The organism is Mesorhizobium sp. B2-6-1, from assembly GCF_006440475.1.
Classification (GTDB): Bacteria; Pseudomonadota; Alphaproteobacteria; order Rhizobiales; family Rhizobiaceae; genus Mesorhizobium.
The window spans coordinates 147,383-169,850 of the sequence record NZ_VFUH01000004.1 but is presented as its reverse complement, the minus strand read 5'-3'; the positions used below and the strand labels follow the sequence as shown (position 1 = coordinate 169,850).

Sequence of the window (22,468 nt, the reverse complement as noted above, 5' to 3'; positions counted from 1 at the left end):
GTCACTCGCTGACGACCCCCGTCGGGGCGGTTTCTATCTTGAAGGCGGCCGAGATCAGCGCCCGAGTATAGTCGGTTTGCGGCTTTTCAAAAATCTGTTCGGAAGGACCGGCTTCGACGATCTGGCCATTGCGCATGACGATGACATCGTTGGCCAGGGCCCGGATGACCTTGAGGTCGTGGCTGATGAAGAGATAGGCGAGGTCATGCTTGGCCTGCAGGCTGCGCAGGAGGTCGACCACCTGCGCCTGCACGCTCATGTCGAGCGCCGAGGTCGGCTCGTCCAGCATGACGAAACGCGGGTTGAGCACCATGGCGCGAGCAATGGCGACGCGCTGGCGCTGGCCGCCGGAGAATTCGTGCGGATAGCGGTTGCGCGTGGCTGGATCGAGCCCGACTTCCTTCAGCACGTCGACCACCTTGTCGTCGCGCTCGTCGAGCGACAGCTTCGGCTCGTGGATCTTCAAGCCTTCTTCGATGATCTCGGCGATGGACATGCGGGGACTGAGCGAGCCGAAAGGATCCTGGAAGACGATCTGCAATTCGCGCCTGAGCGGGCGCATGGCGTTGAACGAGAGCTGGTTGATGTCGCGCCCGTTGAACTGGATGGTTCCGCTCGACGAGATCATCCGCGCCAGCGCCAGGCCGAGCGTGGTCTTGCCCGACCCGGACTCTCCAACCACGCCCAGCGTCTGGCCGGCCCGCACGGTGACATCGATGCCGTCGACCGCCTTCACATGGTCGACGGTGCGCCGGAAGAAGCCCTGCTTGATCGGAAACCAGACTTGGATGTCCTTGCCGGTCATCACGGGTGCCGCGGCGCTGTTGGCCGCGGGTGGCTTGCCCTTGGGCTCGGCCGCCAGAAGATGGCGCGTATAGGCGTGCTGCGGATTGGCGAAGATGTCCTTGGTAGGCCCCATCTCGACGATCTTGCCCTTGGTCATCACGCACACCCGGTCGGCGATCTTGCGCACGATGCCGAGGTCGTGGGTGATGAACAGCATCGACATGCCCTTGCGGCTCTTCAGGCCGGCCAGCAATTCGAGGATCTGCGCCTGTACGGTGACGTCGAGCGCCGTCGTCGGCTCGTCGGCGATCAGGAGTTCCGGTTCGTTGGCCAGCGCCATGGCGATCATGACGCGCTGGCGCTGGCCGCCGGAGAGCTGGTGCGGGTAGGCGTCGAGCCGCTTCTGCGGATCACGGATGCCGACCTCGTTGAGCAGGGCCAGCGTGCGCGCCTTGGCCGGGCGGTCGGCCATGCCCTGATGCAGCTTCAGGATCTCGACGATCTGCTGCTCGATCGTGTGCAGCGGATTGAGCGAGGTCATCGGCTCCTGGAAGATCATGGTGATCTTGTTGCCGCGCACCTGCCGCAGTTGCTTCTCGTTCATGGCGAGCAGGTCGGCGCCCTGGAACAGGATCCTGCCCGAGGGGTGGCTTGCGCTGGGGTAGGGCAAGAGCTTCAGCACCGACAGCGCCGAGACCGATTTGCCGGAGCCGGATTCGCCAACCAGCGCCACCGTCTCGCCCTTGGCGATGTCGAAGGAGATGTGATCGACGGCCAGCGACTGCTGTCCGCCTTGCGCAAAGGCGACGCTGAGGTCCCGGACCGAGAGCAGGGGAGGCTCGCTCATCGGAACGTCTTGCGCGGATCGAAGGCGTCGCGTGTCGCCTCGCCGACGAAGACCAGCAGCGACAGCATCAGCGAGATGACCACGAAACCGGAAATGCCGAGCCATGGCGCGTTGAGATTGCGCTGCGCCTGCTTGAGCAATTCGCCGAGCGAGGCCGAGCCCGGCGGCAGGCCGAAACCGAGATAGTCTAGCGAGGTCAGCGTCGAGATCGAGCCTGAGAGCAGGAACGGCAGGAAGGTCAGTGTCGCCACCATGGCGTTGGGCAACAGGTGCCGGAACATGATGGTGCGGTTGCGCACGCCGAGCGCGCGCGCCGCGTTGACGTACTCGAAATTGCGCGCGCGCAGGAATTCGGCCCGCACCACGCCGACCAACGCCACCCAGGAAAACAGCAGCATCAGCCCGAGCAGGATGAAGAAGCCCGGCGGCAGTATGGCGGCGACGATGAGCAGGAGATAGAGCACGGGAATCGCCGACCATATCTCGATGAAGCGCTGGAACAGCAGGTCCGTCCAGCCACCGAAATAGCCCTGTAGGGCGCCGGCCGCGACGCCGATCAGAGCCGAGCCGGCGGTCAGGATCAGTCCGAACAGCACCGAGATACGGAAACCGTAGATGACCCGCGCCAGCACATCGCGCGCCTGGTCGTCGGTGCCCAGCCAGTTCCAGTTGCCGATGGTGCAGGCCGGATCATCAGCCCCTTGCGGGTACTGGTTGCAGCGCGTCTTGGCGTCATACTGCCAGGACGGCTTGGCCGGGGCTGCTTCGGGAATGGCATTGTTGACGGTCTGGTAGGAATAGCGGATCGGCGGCCAGATCATCCAGCCATTGGCGTTGATCTCGTCCTGGATCACCGGGTCGCGATAGTCGGTGACGGCATAGAAGCCGCCGAACTTCTCTTCGGGATAGGCGACCAGCACCGGAAACAGGATCTCGCCCTTGTAGGAGGCGATGATCGGCTTGTCGTTGGCGATGAATTCGGCGAACAGCGACAGCACGAACAGGACAAGGAAGATCCACAGCGACCAGTAGCCGCGCCGGTTGGCCTTGAAGTTCTCCAGGCGGCGCTTGTTGAGCGGCGACAGAAACGGCCGCGGCATCCGCTCCGGCACGGCCCCGGCGGTAACACTTGCCTCCGACATCAAACGTCTCTCCGCTCGAAATCGATGCGCGGATCGACCCAGGTGTACATGAGGTCGGACAGCAATCCGACGAACAGGCCGAGAAGCGAGAAGATATAGAGGTTGGCGAACACCACGGGATAGTCGCGTTCGACCACCGACCGGAAGCCGAGCAGGCCGAGCCCATCGAGCGAGAAGATGTTTTCGATCAGCAGCGAACCGGTGAAGAAGGCCGAGATGAAGGCGCCGGGAAAACCGGCGATGACAATCAGCATGGCGTTGCGGAAGACATGGCCATAGAGCACCTGCCGTTCCGAGAGGCCCTTGGCGCGGGCGGTCACAACATACTGCTTGCGGATTTCCTCCAGGAAGGAATTCTTGGTCAGCAGCGTCGTCGTGGCGAAGGCCGACAGCACCAGCGCCGTCAGCGGCAAGGTCATGTGCCAGAGATAGTCCCCGATCTTGGCCGGCCATGACAACTGGTCCCAATTGTCCGAGACGATGCCGCGCAGCGGGAACCAGTCCCAGAACGAACCACCGGCAAACAGCACCATCAGCATGATGCCGAACAGGAAACCCGGAATGGCATAGCCGACGATGACGACGCCGCTGGTCCAGATGTCGAAGGGGCTGCCGTCCTTCACCGCCTTGCGGATGCCGAGCGGGATCGAGATCAGGTAGGACAGGAGCGTGATCCACAGCCCGATCGAGATCGACACCGGCATTTTTTCCAGGATCAGGTTGAGTACCGAAATGTCGCGGAAATAACTGTCGCCGAAATCGAACCGGATATAATTCCACAGCATCAGGCCGAAGCGCTCGAGCGGTGGCTTGTCGAAGCCGAACTGCTTCTCCAGCTTCTTGATGAATTCCGGATCGAGCCCCTGCGCGCCGCGATATTTTGAACCGACGTCACCGGCGGCATCGAAATTACCGCCGCCCGCATCGCCGCCGCCACCGCCCAGACGGTCGCTGCCGCCCTGGTTCGTCAGCTTGGCGATGACCTGCTCGACCGGGCCGCCGGGCGCAAACTGGATGACGGCGAACGAGATCGCCATGATGCCGAACAGGGTCGGAATCATCAAAAGGATGCGGCGCAGGATATAGGCGCCCATCAGATGGTGCCCTCCCGACGCATGTGATTGGCGAAACCGTCGATGAACGCGCCTCTTTCCCCGTCACTATACGGGCAGAGGATGCCGGCAGGCAGGTGAGGGGCGGTGCTTACGCCCGCAAGAAATTCAGCCTTTGCCAATTTTTGCCGCCTTGCCCTTGTCGAACCACCACAGCGTCTCGACCGGAAAGCCGAAATCGGGCTTTTGCTCGACGAAGCCGAACATGTCCCAATAGGCGACGCGGTGATTCGCCAGATAGTATGTTGGAATCCAGTCCAGCCGCGCGCGCAAGACCCGATCGAGCGCTCTGAGCGCGGTGACGAGTTCGGACCGGCTTTGCGCCTTGCCGGCTGCCACGATCAACGCGTCGATGGCCTTGCTTTCTGTTCCGGGGTAGTTGCGCTGCCCCGGGATTTTCGCCATTCGAGAATCATAGAGCATCTCCAGGCTGTCGTCAGTCGGCGTCGCCCCGATCGACCAATGCAGCACGGTAAGATCGAAGTCGAAATCGCTCTGCCGCTGTTCATATTGCGCCGAATCGACCTGCCGGATCGAAGCGTCGATCCCGATCGCCTTCATATTCTCGGACCATGGGGTGTAGATGCGAACGATGCCGTCATCCTCCGTCAGCATTTCCACCCGCAGCCGCTCGCCCTTGTCGTTGACGACGAAATTGCCCGCCCGCTTCCAGCCGGCTTGCGCGAGCAATCTCGAAGCCTCGCCCAGCAGCTTGCGGTCATGGCCTGACCCGTCGGACAGAGGCTGCGTCACGGCTTCGCCAAAAACCTCCGGTGGCAACTCGGCCCGGAATGGCTCCAGCAGGACCAGTTCCTCAGGCGAGGGCAAGCCTTCGGCCTTGTAATCCGACCGTTCGAAGTTCGATTGAGAGCGCTCGTAAGAGCCATAAAACAACGCCCGCTTCATCCATTCGAAATCGAAACACCGGGCGATCGCCCGTCGCACCCGCTCATCGCGGAATTGCGCACGACGCTGGTTCAGTGCGACGCCCTGCATGTCTGGCGTCTTCTCGCCGGGAAATTCCCGTTTGACGACCTTGCCGTCCTTGAGCGCCGGAAAATCGTAGCCGGTCGCCCAGACCCGCGCGGTAAACTCCTCGCGAAAATGCGTGTCACCCTTCTTGAAGGCTTCGAACGCCGCCTGCCGGTCGAGATAGAAGTCGATGCGGATACGGTCGAAATTATACTGGCCGCGATTCACCGGGAGGTCGCGGCCCCAATAGTCGGGCACGCGCTCATATTCGACTGTCTGTCCCGCGGCCACCCGCCCCATTTTGTATGGTCCCGAGCCGAGCGGCGGCGTCATCGTCGAGGCATTGAAATCATTGACTGCATAAAAGGCCTTGGACACGATCGGCATCGCCACGATCCTGAGGATGTTTTGCGCGGACTGTTCGCCGTTGAAGGTAAGGTTGAGGGTGAGCGGATCCTCGGCGACCGCGTCGGTCATATACCGCAACGCCTGGGAAAGGTTCGGATGCCCTTGCTCTTTGTAAAGCTTCAACGCGAAGACGACGTCTTCGGCGGTTAGCGGCGAGCCGTCGTGGAAACGCGCTTGCGGTCGCAGCGCGAAGCGGAAGCCGTTGCGGTCTTGCGACAAGGTGACGGACTCGGCAAGCAGGCCGTAGACCGCATCCGGCTCGTCGAGCGCGCTTGCCATCAAGGAATCGAAACAGAGTTCGGTGCGCGGCGGCGCATCTCCTTTCAATACCAGGGAATTCAACGTGTTGAAGGTCAGGAAGCTTTGGTTGAGCGTGGCGTTCGGCGGCGCGAAATTCATCTGGCCGCCCTTGGGTGCATCCGGATTGACGTAGTCGAAATGCGTGAAATCCGGTTTGTATTTGAGGTCGCCGTAGGCGGACAGGCCGTGCAGTTTGGTGCCGGTCGCAATATTGGCAAAGGCTTTTCCGGGCAACAGGGCGGCGACAGCGGCGGCACTGCCCAGGCCCAGGAAATCGCGACGGGGCAGCACCGCCATCAATTGTTGCCCTTGTATTTGGCCGCCAGCGCCTTTTCCTTCTCCGGATCGATCCACCAGGAATTCTGGTCGGCGCCGATATAGCTCGGCTGTTTGGCGGGAATGCCGAATTTGTTCCAGTAAGCCAGCCAGACCACGGCTCGATAGTACTGCGGCACGACGTAGTAGTTCCACAGCAGCACGCGGTCGAGCGCATGGGTGGCGGCAACCAGATCGTCGCGGTCGGTGGCGAAGATGATGCGGTCGACCAGGGCATCGACGACCGGGTTCTTGATGCCGGCGTAGTTGCGCGACCCCGGCCGGTCGGCTGCCCTGGAACTCCAGAAGTCGCGCTGCTCATTGCCAGGCGATTCCGACTGGCCGAGTTGCCCGATAATGACATCGTAGTCGAAATTGTTGACGCGGTTGACGTACTGGGTCTGGTCGATGATGCGCAACGTAGCGTCGACGCCGATCTTGCGCAGATTGGCGATATAGGGGCTGGAGATGACCTGGTCGGTGTCGTTCCAGCCGAGTATCTCGAACTTGAACGGCTCGCCGGTCTTGGCATTGACCATCTTGCCGCCCTTGATCACCCATCCAGCCTTGGCGAAGAGGTCGACTGCCTGCTTCAGGTATTTCCGCTCGGCCTGCGGTGAATCGTAGACCGGCAGCTTGAATTCCTGCGTGAACAGCTCGGGCGGCAGCTTGTCGCGATAGTGTTCAAGAATTTCCAGCTCCTTGCCTTGCGGCAAGCCGCTGGAGGCCAGTTCAGTTCCCTGGAAATAGCTGCTGGTGCGGGTGTTGAACCCGTAGAACAGCGTACGGTTCATCGTCTCGAAGTCGAAAGGATAGGTCAGCGCGGCCCGCACCAGGCGGTCCTGGAACAGCGGGCGCCTCTGGTTGAGCATGAAAGCCTGCATCGGCTCTGGCGAGGTGGTCTTGAATTCCTGCTTGATGACATCGCCGGCCTTGACCGCCGGGAAATCATAGAATGTCCTCCAGCGCTTCGAACTGTTTTCCGGTTTGATGTCGTCAAGTCCGCCCTTGGTGAAGGCCTGCCAGGCGGCATTGTCATCAAGGATGTAGGTGAAACGCTGCCTGTCGAAATTCTCGCGGCCGACCTTCACCGGCAGCTTGGCACCCCAATAGTCCGGCACGCGCTGCCAGACGATTTCCGAGCCCGGCTTGAAGCTGGCGATCTTGTAGGCGGCGGAGCCGAGCGGCGGCTCCAGCGTCGGCCTGGTGACGTCGCGCTTCTTGCCGTTGGCATCCGTGCCTTCCCACCAATGTTTCGGCAGCACGGCGAGGTCACCCAGGATTTTAGGCAGCTCGCGGTTGCCCTTCTGGCTGAAATGAAACTCGACTTCGCGATCCGAGACGGCCACGGCATCCGTGACATTCTCGAAATAGCGGCTGTACATCGGGCTGTTCGCCTTCAGCACCTGGAATGACCAGATCACGTCGTCGACGGTGATAGGCTGGCCGTCATGCCATTTCGCGCGGGGGTCGAGCCGGTAAGTCGCCGAGGAAAAGTCGGCCGGGTATTTGTAGGCGTCGGCGATCAGCGGATGGCTGACACTGCCTTCGTCGGTCGCCTGCTCCATCAGCGTGTCGTAGAGCAGGCCGCCGCCGAACCCGACCAGGCCGGCGGCCGGTGAACCCTGCACGATATAGGGATTGAAGCTGTCGAAAGTGCCCAGTACCACCGAATTCAGCGTGCCGCCTTTGGGTGCGTTGGGGTTCACGTAGTCGTAGTGCTGGAAATTGTCGCCATATTTGGATTCGCCGATCAGCGATGAGGTGGTGCGCCACTCATCGGCCAGGGCCGCCTGCAACCCCGCGGCCAGCAGGGCCGCCGCCAGCAACGATTTGAGAAGCACTCGGCCAAGCGTCATCCACTGTCCTCTTCGCGATGCGTGCCATCATCCAGAAAGGCAATCTAGATGATTTGCCGCGCGTGAAAACCGCCATGCGCGGCTTTGTCGCCGTAGAGGCGGTTTTCCTAACGAAAAAGCCGGGCTGAACCCGGCTTTTTCAAGGTCGTCGAGACTATATCCGGTTTATTGAGCAGGCGCCGGTGCCGGGGCGGCCGGAGCTGGTGCGGCGGGAGCCGCAGGCGCCGCCGGCTTGGCGGGAGCTGCGCCTTCGGCCGGCTTGGCCGGTGCGGCCCCTTCGGCGGGCTTGGCGGGGGCGGATGCATCGGCGGCAGCGCCCGGCGCGGGCAGCGGCTTGGGATTGTCCGACAGCGTGCGCAGATAGGCGATGACGTTGGCGCGGTCTTCTTCCTTCGGCAGGCCGGCAAAGCCCATCGCCGTGCCTTTCACGAATTTTTTCGGCGAGGTGATGAAGTGGTTGATGTTGTCGTAGGTCCACTTCTCTGTGCCGCCCTTGGAAAACTCCTTCATGCCGGCCGAATAGGCGAAGCCCTCATGCTCGGCGACCGGGCGGTCGATGAGATCCCACAAATCCGGGCCGACCTTGTTGGGGCCGCCCTTCTCGCCGGAGTGGCAGGCCTGGCATTTCTTGAAGATGACAGCGCCCTGTTCGGCACTTGCGTTGGCCAGAAGATCCGCGATCGGCTTTTCGGCGGCTGCCGGAGCGGCGGGGCCGCCCTCGGCGGGCTCGGCGGCCTCGATGGCGAAGCCGGGCTTTTCCGGAGCGGGCGAGGCAAACAGCGCGTCCGACACGATGCCGACCGAGAACACCACGAAAACGGTTCCGAGCAATCCGGCGAGCAGCTTGTTGACTTCGTTGGAATCCATACGCCCCTTGCTCCCTTTTCCGGCGGACCGATCCGTCCACTCCGTCCGTCGGTATCGAGACCTGCCCTCCAGAGCCGGTCAAATCGCGCGGAAACTAGGTCTTTTGCTCCGGCGTTGCAACACCTATAAGGGCGCTTCCAGTGAGACCTTTTGCCACTTTCCCCTCCTCGTTTCGAACGCCCGCCAAACCGATGTCCACCTTGATCCTGATCCCCGCCCGCATGGCCTCGACCCGGCTCCCGGGCAAGCCGCTGGCCGACATTGCCGGCGCCCCGATGATCGTCCATGTCGCGCGCCGCGCCGCCGAGGCCGGGCTTGGCCGTGTGGTGGTGGCGACCGACACGCAAGGCGTGGCGGAAGCGGTGCGCGCGCATGGTTTCGAGGCGGTGATGACGCGCTCGGACCACGAATCGGGTTCGGACCGGATATTCGAGGCCCTGACGGTGCTGGATCCGGCAAACAAGGTCGAAACCATCGTCAATGTGCAGGGTGACCTGCCGACCATCGATCCCGCGATCATCGTGGCCTCGCTCAGGCCGTTCGAGGACAAGGCGGTGGACATCGCCACGCTCGGCGTCGAGATCGAGCGCGACGAGGAAAAGACCAATCCCAACGTCGTCAAGATCGTTGGCTCGCCATTGTCGGCCACCAGGCTGAGGGCGCTTTATTTCACCCGGGCCACCGCGCCCTGGGGCGAGGGCGCGCTCTATCACCATGTCGGTCTCTATGCCTATCGCCGCTCGGCGCTCGAGCGCTTCGTGGCGCTCAAGCCGTCGCCGCTTGAACGCCGCGAGCGGCTGGAGCAGTTGCGGGCGCTGGAAGCCGGCATGCGCATCGACGCCGAGATCGTGCGGTCGCTGCCGCTCGGCGTCGACACGCCGCAAGACCTGGAACGGGCCAGAACGATCCTTTCAAACTGAGCGCCGAACCGACACCCCTTCAACGAGAATTGGCCATGCCTGAAAAGACCAACAGAATATCCTTCCAGGGCGAGCCCGGCGCCAATTCCGACACCGCGTGCCGTAACGTCTATCCCTCGATGCAGCCGCTGCCGTGCCCGACCTTCGAGGACGCGTTCAACGCGGTCGAGACCGGCAAGGCCGATCTCGCCATGATCCCGATCGAGAACACCATCGCCGGGCGCGTCGCCGACATTCACCATCTGCTGCCGGAATCGAGGCTGCACATCGTCGGCGAATATTTCCTGCCCATCCATTTCCAGCTGATGGTGCTGCCAGGTGTGAGGCGTGACGAGATCAAAACCGTCCACAGCCACATCCATGCGCTCGGCCAGTGCCGCAAATACGTCCGCAAAAATGGCTGGAAGGCGGTTGTCGCCGGCGACACGGCGGGCGCGGCCAAGATGGTCTCCGAGGTCAAGGACCGCACCATGGCCGCCCTGTCCCCGGCATTGGCCGCCACGCTCTATGAGCTCGACATCATCGAGGAGAATGTCGAGGACACCGATTCCAACGTCACGCGCTTCGTCGTCCTGACCAAGAACAAGCAGTGGGCCGAACGCCCGTCGCCTGACGCCAAGATGATGACGACCTTCATCTTCCGCGTCCGCAACGTGCCGGCCGCGCTCTACAAGGCGATGGGCGGTTTCGCCACCAACGGCATCAACATGACCAAGCTCGAGAGCTACCAACTCGGCGCCTTCACGGCGACACTGTTCTACGCCGACATCGAGGGCCACCCCGACGATCCGCTGGTCAAGCTGGCGCTGGACGAGCTTCGCTTCTTCTCGCGCGAGGTGCGGATCCTCGGCGTCTATCCGGCGAGTGAGTCACGCGAGCAGTGGAAGGTAGCGGATTAGTGCCTGTCGCCCAAACTGCGCAGCGGTTTTGGGACAACGACATGCATGAAAGTACCTAGTTCGGGAAGTCCCACGGGTTTACGAGTGCTACTCCGGTTCCCTCGAAATCCCCGATGTTGCGCGTCACCAGCGTCATACGCCGGGTGAAGGCCGTGGCTGCGATGTAGGCGTCGTTGATCGGTTTGGGATTGGGTACATGCCATTGGGCCGCCTGAACGGCCGCCGCCTCGTCCAGAGACAGGATTCGACCGGAAAATGTCGTAAGAACCGCATTTTCCAACCAATTGCGCAGCACCTTGCCCGCAATGGCATCATGATGTTCCACTAGTCGCACGCCAATCTCCAGTTCGTGCAGGACCACGGACGAGATAAAGGTTTCGGCGGGATCGACGGTCTCGTTCCATAGCACGACATTAGGATGCGCCCTGCCGCTCGCTACCTTTCGCAGTTCGGACACCACATTGGTATCGAGCAACAGCATCAGGACAAGTCTATTGGCTTGGCATGTTCCGTGCGGGGCGGGAGCGGCAAATCAAGCTCTCCAGCTTCCGGCGCAGCCAGCATCTCGCCGAGCGACCGCGTTTTGTCGGTGAGCCGTTTGTACTCATCGAATGATAAGAGGACATGCACCGGCCGCCCCCTGTCGGTGATGATCACGGGTCCGTCCTTGGCGGCGCGTTTTGCACGGCCAAGGTCCTGATTGAGCTCGCGGCCCGAAAGCGTGGTGACGATCATATCAGCCTCGCAAAATGTAGTCACGTAGCTACATTTAATCTACTTAAGCAGAATTGCAAGATTCGACCGCGATTGGCAACTCATCGCAAGTCCAGGATTGGGGTTGCGCTGCCTTGATAGGAGTGCCACGGCACTGGCTGTGTTTCGCGCCCGCGATAAGCTATGGAACACGACCGGGACTGGATGCCGTGCGCTTCTAAATCACTGCGCCAAGCGGCACATAGTCGATCTCCATGAAGGTCTCGACTTCAGGAATCCAGCGGTCGCGCACGAAGGCGACGTGGTCGGGATGGTCGTTGTACCTGGTATAGGCGGCCTGGTCGGCGAATTCCATGGAGAAGCCGAACTGGTAGTCGTTCTTGGGACTGACCTGGCGCAATTGTTCGAAATGGGTGACGCCCCTGATCGCCGAGAGGAATTTTTTGGCGTCGACCAGGAACCTTTTTTCCTCCAGCGAGTGCGGCGGATGCTTCAGCGTGAACACGACGGTATGGCGGATCATTTCCCTCTCCTGATTTCCCTTATTCGCTGTCGACCCAGGCGCGGATCAGGTGATGCGCTATGGCTCCCTTCGGCGGCGTGATCAGATTGCCCGGATGCTCCCTGGCCAGCATCAGGCGGACCTCGTCGCGCAAGAACCAGCGGCAGTCTTCCAGCTCGTTGAGGTCGGCCTGGATGTCTTCATTGAGCGGCTCGCCGAAGCAGCCGATCATCAGCGAATAGGGGAATGGCCAAGGCTGGCTGGCGTGGTAGACGACGCGGCCGAGCCGGATGCCCGCCTCCTCCAGCGTCTCGCGGCGCACCGCCGCCTCGATCGTTTCGCCCGGCTCGATGAAGCCGGCAAGGGCGGAGTACATGCCCGGCGCGAAATGCCGGCCGCGCCCGAGCAGGCATTTCTCGCGCGTCGCCGTCAGCATGATCGCCACCGGATCCGTGCGCGGAAAATGCTCGGTGCCGCAATTCGGGCAATGGCGCTTGTAGCCGCCGGCCCGCATTTGTGACTCGGTCCCGCATTTGCTGCAGAAACGATGGCTGGCGTGCCAGGCGAGCAGCGCGGCGCCCTGCGCCATCGCTCCGGCGGCCGCTTCGTCGATCAGGCCTTGCATATAGACCGAGCGGTAGTCGATGGCCTTGACCGTTTCGGGAAGCTGTTCCGGCTCGAGGCCGGCGGTCACCGCCAGCACCGGGCCCTGGTCGGAGAATCCAAGCAGCACGCCGCTGCCGGGCAAGGTCTGGAAGGGCAGGCTTTCGGCGACGCCGAACCAGGGGTCGAAGCTGCCGTCACGAACCTTCAGGTAGAGCCGGCCGCCCTGCATCAAAAGCAGCCTGGTTCCAGGATCGGCGAGCGCTTTGTCGACCGAATCGTCGGCGCGGTTCTCGGATTGTCGGTCGATACTGTTGCCGGCGAAGCCGACGAATTGGCTCGGCTCGCGCAAGGGCGCGTCAAACAGGCTAAAGCTCATGCGGACTCTGGGCGTTCGGGATGGACACGTTCGGGATGGACACGGGAAGGCTTATAGCGCCGCCCTTATCGTTTCGGCAAACTGGCGCAGCTCGGAGCGCTGATAGGGCTCGCGCAGGCCGTGCCCCCACACCGGGCCGGGCCAGCCGGGATCGCCTTCCGAACGGGCGATGACGTGGATGTGCAGCTGGCGCACCATGTTGCCGAGCGCGCCGGTGTTGATCTTGGTGCAGCCGGTCACCTTCTTCAGCGCCTGCGCCACCATATTGGTCTCGAAGGTCAGCATTGTCTGGTCGAGCGGCGTCATGTCGTGGATTTCCTCCACGCCCGGCCGCTGCGGCACCAGAAGCAGCCATGGCCAGCGGCGGTCGTTCATCACGCGCAGTTCACACAGCCCAAGCCACATCAACTGCTCGCTGTCCGCCTCCAGCCGGGTATCCAGCGTGAATCCGGCCTTCAGGCCCGGCAGCATCGGCGTTTCCCTTGCTTTGGTGTTTTCCTCAGAGTCATGAACGCTAGAGCGGCTGCATCGAGGCTGCAAGCGAATCTCGTGGCTGATGCAGCCGATTTGCCTGCGCCCTTGCATTTCGTCGCCGAATTGCCGATATGGACGGAGGGAGGTTGGTGGTGGACGATCCACTCGCCAACCGGGTCAGGTCCGGAAGGAAGCAGCCCTAACGAGCCCGGAACGGGTCATTGTTCCAGCCTCCCACCTCATCGGCCCTTCTCGCGACGTTGACGACGCATTGCAGCGCGGGCGAAACTATGCGCAGGAATCGGCCGCCTTTTGGCGCGGCCATTTGGAGTTTTGCGGGCGAATGAGCGAAGCCGGAAATTCGGGACCAAAAAGCCTGGAGATAGGCAAGGCTGGCGCCTATCGCGTGCTGGCGCGCAAGTACCGTCCGGCGAATTTCTCCGAACTGGTCGGCCAGGAGCCGATGGTGCGCACGCTCACCAACGCTTTCGCCACCGGCCGCATCGCCCAGGCCTGGATGTTGACCGGCGTGCGCGGCGTCGGCAAGACCACGACCGCGCGCATTCTCGCGCGGGCCCTGAATTATAAAACGGCAACAATCGACCAGCCTTCCGTCGACCTTGCCGTGCTCGGCGAGCACTGCCAGGCGATCATGGAAGGCCGCCATGTCGACGTCATCGAGATGGATGCCGCCTCGCACACCGGCATCGACGACATCAGGGACATCATCGAACGGGTGCGCTACGCGCCGGTCTCGGCCCGCTACAAGGTCTACATCATCGACGAAGTGCACATGCTGTCGACGCAGGCCTTCAACGGCCTGTTGAAGACGCTGGAAGAGCCGCCGCCGCACATCAAGTTCATCTTCGCCACCACCGAAATCCGCAAGGTGCCGATCACCGTGCTGTCGCGCTGCCAGCGCTTTGACCTGAGGCGCATCGATGCGGCTGTGGTGAAGGCTGATCTCGCCCGGATAGCGGGCCTGGAAGGCATCGAGGCGGAAGACGACGCGCTGGCGATGATCGCGCGCGCGGCCGAGGGGTCGATGCGCGATGCTCAATCGATTTTCGACCAGGCCATCGCGCATGGCGGTGGTGCGGTCAGCGCCGAAGCCGTGCGCGCGATGCTGGGTCTCGCCGATCGCGCCCGCGTCGTCGATTTGTTCGAACATGTCATGAAGGGTGACGTTGCCGCGGCACTGGCGGAATTGCGCGCGCAATACGACACCGGCGCCGATCCGGCCGCCGTGCTGACAGACCTTGCCGAATTCAACCATCTCGTCACCCGGCTGCGTTTCGTTCCGGCCGCCGCCGACGACGCGGCGCTGTCGCAGGACGAGCGCGAGCGCGGCGCCGATTTCGCGCGGACGCTCTCGATCAAGGTGCTGTCGCGGACGTGGCAGATGCTGCTCAAGGGCATCCCGGAGGTGCAGTCGTCCAACCGCCCTGTAAGTGCCGCCGAGATGGTGCTGATCCGGCTGGCGCATGCGGCCGACCTGCCGACGCTGGACGAAGCATTGAGATCGCTGGAGAACGGCCTGCCGGCGCCGGGCGCCGCGCCGCGTTCGAACGGCGCGCCGGCGAGCCCCGGTAATGGCGGCGCTCCTGGTGGCAACGGCGCCAGCGCAGTGGCGCAGGCGCGCATGCCCGGCGGGTCGGGCGGCGCGCAGACCATGCGGCTGGTGGAAGCCGCGCCCGCTCCGGCCGCCTTCATTGCGCCTGTGCAGCCGGCGCCGGAGGCGCAGCCAATACCGCTGAAATCGCTGGCCGATATTGTCGCCCTTGCCGACGCGCAGCGCGACATCGCCTTCAAGGTGCTGGTCAAGCGCTGCATCCGCCTCGTGCGCATCGAGCCCGGCCGCATCGACGTCAGCCTGACCGACGATGCGCCCAAAATGCTGCTCAACGATTTGACGACCAAGCTGCGCGCTTGGACCGGTCGCAACTGGCTGGTGTCGCTGTCGAAGGAAGAGGGCGGCCAGACGCTGGCCGAAATGGAATCGACCAGGCGCGAGAACGCTTTGCTCGACGCCAAGAGCGATCCGACGGTCGCCGCCATCCTGGCGCGTTTTCCCGGCGCCAGGATCATCGACGTGCGCATCCCCGACGCGCCGGAAGCCGACGCGGTCGAAGCCGAAGTGCCGGTCGAGCCGCCGGCGGACGACGACGAACCCTGACGAAACCACGACTCTGCAAAGGATCGGACCATGAAAGATCTTCTCGGCCTCATGGGCAAGGCGAAGGAAATGCAAGCCAAGTTCCAGGCTATGCAGGACGAGATCGCCACGGTCGAAGCCGTCGGCCAGGCCGGCGGCGGCCTGGTCATTGTCACGTTGACCGGCAAGTTTGAGATGAAGTCGCTGAAGATCGACCCGTCTCTGTTCAAGGAGGATGAGGTCGAGATCCTCGAAGACCTGCTTCTGGCCGCTCACAATGACGCCAAGGCCAAGGTCGAGCAGATCATGCAGGAAAAGACCAAGGCGCTGACCGCCGGCCTGCCGATTCCGCCGGGAATGAAACTGCCGTTCTAGATGCATGTCGCCCAAGAGTGTGCGACGGTTTTGGGGATAACGACATGCATAAAGCCAAAGACTAGTTGGCCATGGCCGAAGAGCCGTCCGAAAGGCTGATCGAGCAGCGTATCCGCAACAGGATCTACGAGATCCTGGAAATCCTGGCCGATTCTGATGCCGGCGTCGATCTCGTCGGCATCAAGGGCTATTTCAACCTGTTCGAGGATTTCGTGCATCGCCCCTCGATCGAAGCGGGCACTTCGGCGCTCTCGAAGGAAGAACGCGCCATCGTGCTGGAGATCGCGGATTTCCTGGAGGCTGCCGGAGAGGCCAATCCCGATTTCACCAGGTCCGAGTTCATCGACAGCGACTGGCCGGGAAAGATCGCGCCGGTCGCCCGCAATGCGCGAGCATTGTTCCTGAAGCGCGGGCTGTTCTCGGAGAAATTCGAAGAAATTGAGCCAGGACGGCCGGCAGCGATTTCAGCCGGGCGATAATGCATGTCGTCCAAAAGCGGTCTCGGCCTGGACAAGGGCGTGCATAAAACAAAGGCTTGAAGTCCGGATCTTGCCACGTAACTGTGCCAGTTTGGCAACAGCATCTCACCAATAACGTTTTAGCCATCATTTTGCCCGAAAGTGTCTCATTCTTGCCGCAGCCTGGGGGCGGGCATCGAAGTGAGAGGGTTACCTGTTGATTGCCACGCGATGGAAGACGCCGCTGTTGCTCGGCGTCGTCACGTCTCCCCTGTTCCTGGCCGCTTGCAGCCAGACCGCGTCACACGGCATGTCCAGCCTGACCGACGCCATCACGCCGAGTTTCCTGAGCTCCCGCGGCTACCACACGCCGAAGGACAGGGAATGCCTGGAAAGGGTGATGTTCTTCGAATCCAACCGGTCGAGCCGCGATGGCATGATCGCCGTCGGCACTGTCGTGATGAACCGGCTGCGCTCCGGCAAACATGGTGACACCATCTGCGCGGTGGTGGGCGAGCGCGGCCAGTTCGCGCCCGGCGTCATGACCAGGCCGATGAATTCGCGTGCCATGCCCGATGTCGAGGAAGCCGCCGACGCCGTGCTCAAGGGCGAGCGCAAGGCCAAGCTCAAGAACACGATGTATTTCCACACCGCGGGCCTGCGCTTCCCCTACAAGAATATGCATTACACCATGGTCGCCGGCGGCAATGCGTTCTACGAGAAGCGCGGCCGCAACTGGCAGCCGCTGCCGGACGAGCCGACGGTCGCGGTCGCCTCGGCCGAGCAGCCAGCAGCCTTGCCCGGAGTAGCCGCGACTCGTGTCGCTTCCGCCGAGCCGACGGCCAAGACATCCGATCGCACCGCTGCGGCGTACGTGACTGCCGCGGCGGAGCCGGTGCGCTCCGGCAAGGCGGCCCAGCAGACCTACGTGACGGCATCGGCTGCGCCGGCCGCAAAATCCGCGCGCGTCCAGGAGAAGCCGACGATGGTGGCGATGCAGGAGCCGATGGAGGAACCGGACGCCGCTCGTTTTGGCGGGACCTTGAACACGAAGGTCATTTCCTCGGTGCAGGGCGCGCCGCAGGAAGCGGCGATGGGGTTCCAGTCGACGCCTGAGAACACGGATGCCATCGGCGCAATGATCGTCAGCCAGAGCCGTCCGCTCGAAACCAACTGAGGCGGGCCGCACTTGACGGCCTGCCGGTGCTGGTTGGAGACGCGGTCCGGACGCAAAACCGCTTCGCACTTTTCGCGGAATTGCTCTAGATCAGGGCAATGTCCAAGCGAATCGCGGGTCCCGAGATCGAACGCCTGATCCAACTCCTGGCCAAAGTGCCGGGGCTTGGTCCTCGTTCGGCCAGGCGCGCCGCGCTGCATTTGATCAAGAAGAAGGAACAGCTGCTGTCGCCGCTCGCCGCCGCCATGGGCGAGGCGGCCGACAAGGTGCGCATTTGCTCCACCTGCGGCAATGTCGACACGTCCGACCCCTGCATGATCTGCACCGATCCGCGCCGTGACGCCGGCACGCTGATCGTCGTCGAGGACGTCTCTGATCTGTGGGCGCTGGAGCGGGCGGCGGCGATGAACGTGCGCTACCACGTGCTGGGCGGCACGCTGTCGCCGCTCGACGGCATCGGCCCCGATCAGCTCAACATCCGCTCATTGGTCGACCGCGTCGCCGGCGGCGAGGTCAAGGAGATCATCCTGGCCGTCAATGCCACGGTGGAGGGCCAGACCACGGCCCACTACCTGACCGATCAATTGCACGGTTTCGAGGTGAAGATAACGCGGCTGGCGCATGGCGTGCCGGTCGGGGGCGAACTCGACTATCTCGACGAAGGCACGCTGGCGGCAGCGCTGCGCTCCAGGACGGCGTTTTGACGCGATTGCGGGGAAGGATGCTTGTCACGATGCTCCCGCATCCTCAAAAGTTGGCGTTCCGTGGCGCCCCCCTCTGTCCTGCCGGACATCTCCCCCTCAAGGGGGGAGATTGGCAATTTCGCAGCCGGCATCTCCTTTTCAACGGCGGTGTTTGGCGAAGGCAGAGACAACAGTCGATCTCCCCCCTTGAGGGGGAGATGGCCGGCAGGCCAGAGGGGGGCGCCAAGGAACGCGGCCTCCGCAAGTTCTGCTTTGCGTTTTTCCTGGCGATACTGGCTGCACTGTTCCTCACCCCTCCCGCCTCGGCCGCCAAGATCGACGACCAGTTCCGCGCCTGGCTCCGGAGCGATCTGTGGCCTGACGCCAAGGCCAAGCGCATTTCCAAGCAGACCTTCGATGCCGCTTTCGACGGCGTCAAACCCAATCTCAAGCTGCCCGATCTTGTCATGCCCGGCGAGAAGCCGAAGACGCCGCAGAAGCAGCATCAGGCCGAGTTCGGCTCGCCCGGCGCCTATTTCGCCGAGAAGACCATCCGCGCGGTCACATCGGGCGGGCGGACGCGCGAGGCGGCCAACGCCAGGACGCTCGCCGCGATCGAAAAGCGCTATGGCGTGCCGGGCGAGGTCCTTTTGGCGATCTGGGGCCGCGAAACAGGGTTCGGCGCGGCGAAGATGCCTTACGACGCCTTCGAGGTGCTCGGCACCAAGGCGTTCATGTCGACGAGGAAGGACTTCTTCCGCACCGAGCTGCTGGCGGCGCTCGAGATCGTCCAGCGCGGATTGGCCCCGGTGGATGCGATGAAATCGTCCTGGGCCGGCGCGCTCGGCCAGCCGCAATTCATGCCGACGTCGTTCCTCAAGCATGCCGTCGATTTCGATGGCGACGGGCGCGTCGACATCTGGAGCTCGACGCCTGACGTGCTCGCCTCCATCGCTAACTATCTCGTCCATTATGGCTGGGTGAGGGGACGTGGCTGGGGATTCGAAGTGACCGTTCCCGAGAGCGTCTCCTGTTCGCTCGAAGGCCCCGACCAGGGCAAGACAATCTCGCAATGGGCCGCAATGGGCATCAAGCGTGTCGGCGGCAAGGCATTCCCGGCGAGCGAGCTGAAGGCCGAGGGCTTCCTGCTGATGCCGGCCGGCCGCAGCGGCCCGGGCTTCATCGCCACGCCCAATTTCTACGTGCTGAAGCAATACAACACCAGCGACCTCTATGCCCTGTTCATAGGCCATGGCGCCGATCGCATCGCCCATGGCGATGCCAATTTTTCCGGCAACTGGGGCGCGGTCGGTGACCTCCACCGCTCCGATATCGCCGCCCTGCAGCGGGCGCTGGAGGCCAAGGGCTATGATGTCGGCAGCGCCGACGGGCTGCCCGGCTTCAAGACCCGCCGCTCGATCGGCGCCTGGCAGGAAAAGAACGGCAAGCCCGCCACCTGCTTTCCCGATGCCGGCCTGGTCGCTGCTCTGAAGTAACTCTCAAGTCAGGGTTTTTTCTCGACTGCTGGCCTCTGTTGGCCTTCGCATGCTCCCGCTCGCCCGCCTGCCACTATGATCCAGTGAGCCGACGCATAAATGCTCGTTGCCCGCCGCGAGGCCGCCGGATATGCTGTTGACCAACTGGACAAAAACCACGACGGTAAGTGGTCAAAGGGGGCCCTTGTCGGCCTGGAAAAACACCGCAACCCTGAGCCGGGAACTCAGGTCAACAAAACAGGGAACAATCACCATGATGATGGAAAAGCTTGCTCTACGATCCCGCATTCTGCTTGCGGGTGCCGCAATGTCGGCGCTGCTTCTCGCGGGAGCGCCGGCTGGCGCGGTCACGCCAGCCGACACGCTGGTCGAAGGCTTTGCCATCGACGACATCATCTCCATGGATCCGGGCGAGGCGTTCGAGCTGTCGACCGCCGAGGTCACCGGCAACACCTATGACCTGCTGGTCCGGCTCGACCTCAGCGACACCTCCAAGGTCAAGGGCGACCTCGCCGAAAGCTGGACCGTCTCGGACGATGGCCTGACCTACACGTTCAAGCTCAAGCCCGGCCTGAAATTCGCCTCGGGCAACCCGATCACCGCGGCCGACGTCGCCTATTCGTTCGAACGCGCCGTCAAGCTGGACAAGAGCCCGGCCTTCATCATCGACCAGTTCGGGATCAGCGGCGACAATGTCGCCGAAAAGGCCAAGGCGGTCGATGACACCACCTTCCAGTTCATCGTCGACAAGGCCTATGCGCCGAGCTTCGTGTTGAACTGCCTGTCGGCCACCGTCGCCTCGGTCGTCGACGCCAAGCTGGTCAAGGAACATGTCGCGGCGGTCACGCCGAGCGCCGACTACAAATGGGACAATGATTTCGGCAATGCCTGGCTGAAGACCGGCTATGCCGGCTCGGGCGTCTACAAGCTGCGTGAGTGGCGCGCCAACGAGGCCGTCGTGCTCGAACGGAACGACAATTACTACGGCGAAAAGGCAAAGCTTGCCCGCGTCATCTACCGCAACATGAAGGAAAGCTCAGCACAGCGCCTGGCGCTTGAGGCCGGCGACATCGACGTCGCCCGCAATCTCGAGCCGAACGACCTCGACGCCATTGCCAAGAACGCCGACCTCACCACAACCAGTGCGCCGAAGGGAACTGTCTACTACATCAGCCTCAACCAGAAGAACCAGAACCTCGCCAAGCCCGAAGTCCGCCAGGCCTTCAAATATCTGGTCGACTATGACGCGCTGAGCTCGACCATCCTCAAGGGCATCGGTGAAATCCACCAGACTTTCCTGCCCAAGGGCGTGCTCGGAGAACTGGACAAGAACCCGTTCAAGCTCGACGTCGCCAAGGCCAAGGAACTGCTGGCCAAGGCAGGCCTGCCCGACGGCTTCAGCGTGACCATGGATGTGCGCACCGGCCAGCCGACAACCGGCATGGCGGAATCGATCCAGCAGACGCTCGGCCAGGCCGGCATCAAGCTTGAGATCATTCCCGGCGACGGCAAGCAGACGTTGACCAAGTACCGCGCCCGCAACCACGACATCTATATCGGTCAGTGGGGCCAGGACTATTTCGATCCGAACTCCAATGCCCAGACCTTTGCCTCGAACCCGGACAATTCGGATGAGGGCAAGTCCAAGACGCTGGCCTGGCGCAACGCCTGGGATATTCCGGACCTGACCAAGCAAACCGAAGCCGCTTTGCTGGAGAAGGATTCGGGCAAGCGCGCCGACATGTACAAGGATCTGCAGCAGAAGATCCTCGATACCAGTCCCTTCGTCATCATCCATCAGCAGCTGGAAGTCGCCGGGTTGCGCAAGAACCTCAAGGGTTTCGCGCTCGGCCCGAGCTTCGACACCAATTTCGTTGGGCCGGTTTCCAAGGAATAGCGCCGGCGGATGAGCGTAGCTGAAAATCAGGCGGCGGCAGGGCGCGGCAGCGCCCGCGCCGTCGCCATTTTCTCATCGATCGGCCGCTTCCTGGTGATCGCGATCACGACCTATCTCGGTCTGCTCGCGGTGACCTTTTTCATTGGCCGCGTCATCCCCATCGACCCGGTGTTGGCCGTGCTCGGCGACCGGGCGCCGGCCAATGTCGTGGAACGCACGCGCCGCGAGATGGGTCTCGACCTGCCGCTGGTCGAGCAGTTCTATATTTATGTCAAAAATGCCCTCAATGGTGATTTCGGCACCTCGGTGCTGACCACCAATCCGGTCATGACCGACATCCGCCGCGCCCTTCCGGCAACCACGGAACTGGCGACGTTGGGGACACTGATCGGCGCGCTGTTCGGCGTGCCGCTGGGTGTGCTGGCTGCCGTCAGGCGCGGCAGCCTCATCGACCAGGTCGTCCGCGTCATCGGCCTGATCGGCTATTCCGTGCCGATCTTCTGGCTTGGCCTGCTCGGGCTCGTCCTGTTCTACGCCAAGCTGCAATGGGTGGCTTTCCCGGCGCGGCTCGACGTCGTCTACGAATACACCTTCACGCCGATCACTGGCTTCTACCTTCTCGATTCGGCGATGCAGGGGCAGTGGGATGTCTTCTGGGACGCGTTCCGCCACATCATCCTGCCGGCCTCGCTGCTCGGCTATTTCTCGCTCGCCTATATCAGCCGCATGACGCGCTCCTTCATGCTCAACGAACTCACCCAGGAATACATCGTCGCCGCGCGCGCCAAGGGCCTGTCGGAAACCCGCATCATCTGGGCTCATGCATTGCGCAATGCCGCCGTGCCGATGGTGACAGTGATCGCGCTCTCCTATGCCGGGCTGCTCGAAGGTTCGGTGTTGACCGAGACGGTCTTCTCCTGGCCCGGCATCGGCCTCTACATCACCAATTCGCTGCAGAATGCCGACATGAACGCGGTGCTCGGCGGCACCATCGTTATCGGCTCCGTGTTCATAGCCATCAATCTTCTGTCCGACCTGCTTTACCGCGTGCTCGACCCGAGGACCAAGGTTCGATGAGCAGACGAATCCCGCTTTCGGCCTCGGCTGCCGCCAATCACCCCCACTCCG

The 22,468-nt window shown here is 62.8% G+C and carries 21 protein-coding genes and 1 other RNA gene; 11 read left to right on the top strand and 11 right to left on the bottom strand.

The window, feature by feature from the left end; genetic code table 11:
• Position 1: 1 nt before the first annotated feature.
• The 6 genes from FJ443_RS11210 to FJ443_RS11185 form a co-directional block, all read right to left on the bottom strand.
• A complete protein-coding gene (locus tag FJ443_RS11210) occupies positions 2-1,633 on the bottom strand; it encodes an ABC transporter ATP-binding protein (RefSeq protein WP_140664021.1) in 1,632 nt (543 codons plus the stop codon).
• Positions 1,630-2,775, bottom strand: coding sequence for an ABC transporter permease (locus FJ443_RS11205; protein ID WP_140664018.1), 1,146 nt, complete (start codon positions 2,773-2,775; stop codon positions 1,630-1,632). Before FJ443_RS11205 ends, FJ443_RS11210 begins: the two co-directional genes overlap by 4 nt.
• Complete coding sequence (locus FJ443_RS11200; protein ID WP_140513104.1) at positions 2,775-3,869, bottom strand: microcin C ABC transporter permease YejB; 1,095 nt, start codon at positions 3,867-3,869, stop codon at positions 2,775-2,777. Before FJ443_RS11200 ends, FJ443_RS11205 begins: the two co-directional genes overlap by 1 nt.
• Positions 3,870-3,995: 126 nt before the next feature.
• On the bottom strand, positions 3,996-5,864 hold the full coding sequence (locus FJ443_RS11195) for an extracellular solute-binding protein (RefSeq protein ID WP_140496884.1): 1,869 nt from the start codon (positions 5,862-5,864) through the stop codon (positions 3,996-3,998).
• The gene (locus FJ443_RS11190) at positions 5,864-7,741 is read right to left on the bottom strand and encodes an extracellular solute-binding protein (RefSeq protein WP_140664015.1); all 1,878 of its coding nucleotides are present in this window, start codon (positions 7,739-7,741) and stop codon (positions 5,864-5,866) included. The genes FJ443_RS11195 and FJ443_RS11190 overlap by 1 nt, the downstream gene beginning before the upstream one ends.
• A gap of 165 nt (positions 7,742-7,906) precedes the next feature.
• Entirely contained in the window at positions 7,907-8,608 is a 702-nt protein-coding gene (locus tag FJ443_RS11185) for a cytochrome c family protein (protein WP_140664012.1), read from the bottom strand.
• Between the two features lie 191 nt (positions 8,609-8,799).
• Here FJ443_RS11185 and FJ443_RS11180 point away from each other — a divergent pair, with 191 nt between their 5' ends.
• A complete protein-coding gene (locus FJ443_RS11180; protein WP_140556751.1) occupies positions 8,800-9,528 on the top strand; it encodes a 3-deoxy-manno-octulosonate cytidylyltransferase in 729 nt (242 codons plus the stop codon).
• Positions 9,529-9,563: 35 nt separating this feature from the next.
• Positions 9,564-10,427: a prephenate dehydratase gene (locus FJ443_RS11175; protein WP_140664010.1), complete on the top strand. Its 864-nt coding sequence runs from the start codon at positions 9,564-9,566 to the stop codon at positions 10,425-10,427.
• A 55-nt stretch (positions 10,428-10,482) separates the two neighbouring features.
• Here FJ443_RS11175 and FJ443_RS11170 read toward each other — a convergent pair whose 3' ends face one another.
• The 5 genes from FJ443_RS11170 to FJ443_RS11150 form a co-directional block, all read right to left on the bottom strand.
• Positions 10,483-10,908, bottom strand: coding sequence for a type II toxin-antitoxin system VapC family toxin (locus FJ443_RS11170; RefSeq protein ID WP_140513112.1), 426 nt, complete (start codon positions 10,906-10,908; stop codon positions 10,483-10,485).
• A complete protein-coding gene (locus FJ443_RS11165; RefSeq protein ID WP_140513114.1) occupies positions 10,908-11,162 on the bottom strand; it encodes a type II toxin-antitoxin system Phd/YefM family antitoxin in 255 nt (84 codons plus the stop codon). Before FJ443_RS11165 ends, FJ443_RS11170 begins: the two co-directional genes overlap by 1 nt.
• Before the next feature lie 196 nt (positions 11,163-11,358).
• Positions 11,359-11,664, bottom strand: a complete 306-nt coding sequence (locus tag FJ443_RS11160; protein ID WP_140658016.1) for a Dabb family protein — start codon at positions 11,662-11,664, stop codon at positions 11,359-11,361.
• Between the two features lie 19 nt (positions 11,665-11,683).
• Positions 11,684-12,625: an NAD(+) diphosphatase gene (nudC, locus tag FJ443_RS11155; protein WP_140496871.1), complete on the bottom strand. Its 942-nt coding sequence runs from the start codon at positions 12,623-12,625 to the stop codon at positions 11,684-11,686.
• 51 nt (positions 12,626-12,676) lie between these two features.
• The gene (locus FJ443_RS11150) at positions 12,677-13,096 is read right to left on the bottom strand and encodes an HIT family protein (RefSeq protein WP_140664007.1); all 420 of its coding nucleotides are present in this window, start codon (positions 13,094-13,096) and stop codon (positions 12,677-12,679) included.
• 144 nt (positions 13,097-13,240) lie between these two features.
• On the opposite strand from FJ443_RS11150, the gene ffs reads away from it, so the two are divergent.
• From ffs to FJ443_RS11100, 9 genes are all read left to right on the top strand, one after another.
• An RNA gene (ffs, locus tag FJ443_RS11145) (signal recognition particle sRNA small type) lies at positions 13,241-13,337 on the top strand.
• A 105-nt stretch (positions 13,338-13,442) separates the two neighbouring features.
• Entirely contained in the window at positions 13,443-15,275 is a 1,833-nt protein-coding gene (locus tag FJ443_RS11140) for a DNA polymerase III subunit gamma/tau (protein WP_140664004.1), read from the top strand.
• 30 nt (positions 15,276-15,305) lie between these two features.
• Positions 15,306-15,629, top strand: coding sequence for a YbaB/EbfC family nucleoid-associated protein (locus tag FJ443_RS11135; RefSeq protein WP_140496865.1), 324 nt, complete (start codon positions 15,306-15,308; stop codon positions 15,627-15,629).
• A gap of 71 nt (positions 15,630-15,700) precedes the next feature.
• Entirely contained in the window at positions 15,701-16,108 is a 408-nt protein-coding gene (locus tag FJ443_RS11130) for a hypothetical protein (protein ID WP_140496863.1), read from the top strand.
• A 196-nt stretch (positions 16,109-16,304) separates the two neighbouring features.
• Positions 16,305-17,264, top strand: coding sequence for a cell wall hydrolase (locus FJ443_RS11125; RefSeq protein ID WP_140559690.1), 960 nt, complete (start codon positions 16,305-16,307; stop codon positions 17,262-17,264).
• A gap of 98 nt (positions 17,265-17,362) precedes the next feature.
• Positions 17,363-17,968: a recombination mediator RecR gene (gene recR / locus FJ443_RS11120; RefSeq protein ID WP_140496859.1), complete on the top strand. Its 606-nt coding sequence runs from the start codon at positions 17,363-17,365 to the stop codon at positions 17,966-17,968.
• A gap of 197 nt (positions 17,969-18,165) precedes the next feature.
• The gene (locus FJ443_RS11110) at positions 18,166-19,443 is read left to right on the top strand and encodes a lytic murein transglycosylase (protein ID WP_140564877.1); all 1,278 of its coding nucleotides are present in this window, start codon (positions 18,166-18,168) and stop codon (positions 19,441-19,443) included.
• Between the two features lie 253 nt (positions 19,444-19,696).
• Positions 19,697-21,340, top strand: coding sequence for an ABC transporter substrate-binding protein (locus FJ443_RS11105; RefSeq protein ID WP_140496855.1), 1,644 nt, complete (start codon positions 19,697-19,699; stop codon positions 21,338-21,340).
• 9 nt (positions 21,341-21,349) lie between these two features.
• Entirely contained in the window at positions 21,350-22,417 is a 1,068-nt protein-coding gene (locus tag FJ443_RS11100) for an ABC transporter permease (protein WP_140496853.1), read from the top strand.
• Positions 22,418-22,468: the final 51 nt, after the last annotated feature.

Excerpts from the sequence above, each read along its gene's own strand:
- FJ443_RS11140 (WP_140664004.1), top strand. The coding sequence starts at position 13,443 with ATGAGCGAAGCCGGAAATTCGGGACCAAAAAGCCTGGAGATAGGCAAG.
- FJ443_RS11170 (WP_140513112.1), bottom strand. The coding sequence starts at position 10,908 with ATGCTGTTGCTCGATACCAATGTGGTGTCCGAACTGCGAAAGGTAGCG.
- FJ443_RS11135 (WP_140496865.1), top strand. The coding sequence starts at position 15,306 with ATGAAAGATCTTCTCGGCCTCATGGGCAAGGCGAAGGAAATGCAAGCC.
- FJ443_RS11130 (WP_140496863.1), top strand. The coding sequence starts at position 15,701 with ATGGCCGAAGAGCCGTCCGAAAGGCTGATCGAGCAGCGTATCCGCAAC.
- FJ443_RS11190 (WP_140664015.1), bottom strand. The coding sequence starts at position 7,741 with ATGACGCTTGGCCGAGTGCTTCTCAAATCGTTGCTGGCGGCGGCCCTG.
- FJ443_RS11195 (WP_140496884.1), bottom strand. The coding sequence starts at position 5,864 with ATGGCGGTGCTGCCCCGTCGCGATTTCCTGGGCCTGGGCAGTGCCGCC.
- FJ443_RS11210 (WP_140664021.1), bottom strand. The coding sequence starts at position 1,633 with ATGAGCGAGCCTCCCCTGCTCTCGGTCCGGGACCTCAGCGTCGCCTTT.
- FJ443_RS11105 (WP_140496855.1), top strand. The coding sequence starts at position 19,697 with ATGATGATGGAAAAGCTTGCTCTACGATCCCGCATTCTGCTTGCGGGT.
- FJ443_RS11175 (WP_140664010.1), top strand. The coding sequence starts at position 9,564 with ATGCCTGAAAAGACCAACAGAATATCCTTCCAGGGCGAGCCCGGCGCC.
- recR (WP_140496859.1), top strand. The coding sequence starts at position 17,363 with ATGTCCAAGCGAATCGCGGGTCCCGAGATCGAACGCCTGATCCAACTC.
- FJ443_RS11200 (WP_140513104.1), bottom strand. The coding sequence starts at position 3,869 with ATGGGCGCCTATATCCTGCGCCGCATCCTTTTGATGATTCCGACCCTG.
- FJ443_RS11180 (WP_140556751.1), top strand. The coding sequence starts at position 8,800 with ATGTCCACCTTGATCCTGATCCCCGCCCGCATGGCCTCGACCCGGCTC.
- FJ443_RS11185 (WP_140664012.1), bottom strand. The coding sequence starts at position 8,608 with ATGGATTCCAACGAAGTCAACAAGCTGCTCGCCGGATTGCTCGGAACC.
- FJ443_RS11150 (WP_140664007.1), bottom strand. The coding sequence starts at position 13,096 with ATGCTGCCGGGCCTGAAGGCCGGATTCACGCTGGATACCCGGCTGGAG.
- FJ443_RS11205 (WP_140664018.1), bottom strand. The coding sequence starts at position 2,775 with ATGTCGGAGGCAAGTGTTACCGCCGGGGCCGTGCCGGAGCGGATGCCG.
- FJ443_RS11100 (WP_140496853.1), top strand. The coding sequence starts at position 21,350 with ATGAGCGTAGCTGAAAATCAGGCGGCGGCAGGGCGCGGCAGCGCCCGC.
- FJ443_RS11160 (WP_140658016.1), bottom strand. The coding sequence starts at position 11,664 with ATGATCCGCCATACCGTCGTGTTCACGCTGAAGCATCCGCCGCACTCG.
- nudC (WP_140496871.1), bottom strand. The coding sequence starts at position 12,625 with ATGAGCTTTAGCCTGTTTGACGCGCCCTTGCGCGAGCCGAGCCAATTC.
- FJ443_RS11165 (WP_140513114.1), bottom strand. The coding sequence starts at position 11,162 with ATGATCGTCACCACGCTTTCGGGCCGCGAGCTCAATCAGGACCTTGGC.
- FJ443_RS11110 (WP_140564877.1), top strand. The coding sequence starts at position 18,166 with ATGGCCGGCAGGCCAGAGGGGGGCGCCAAGGAACGCGGCCTCCGCAAG.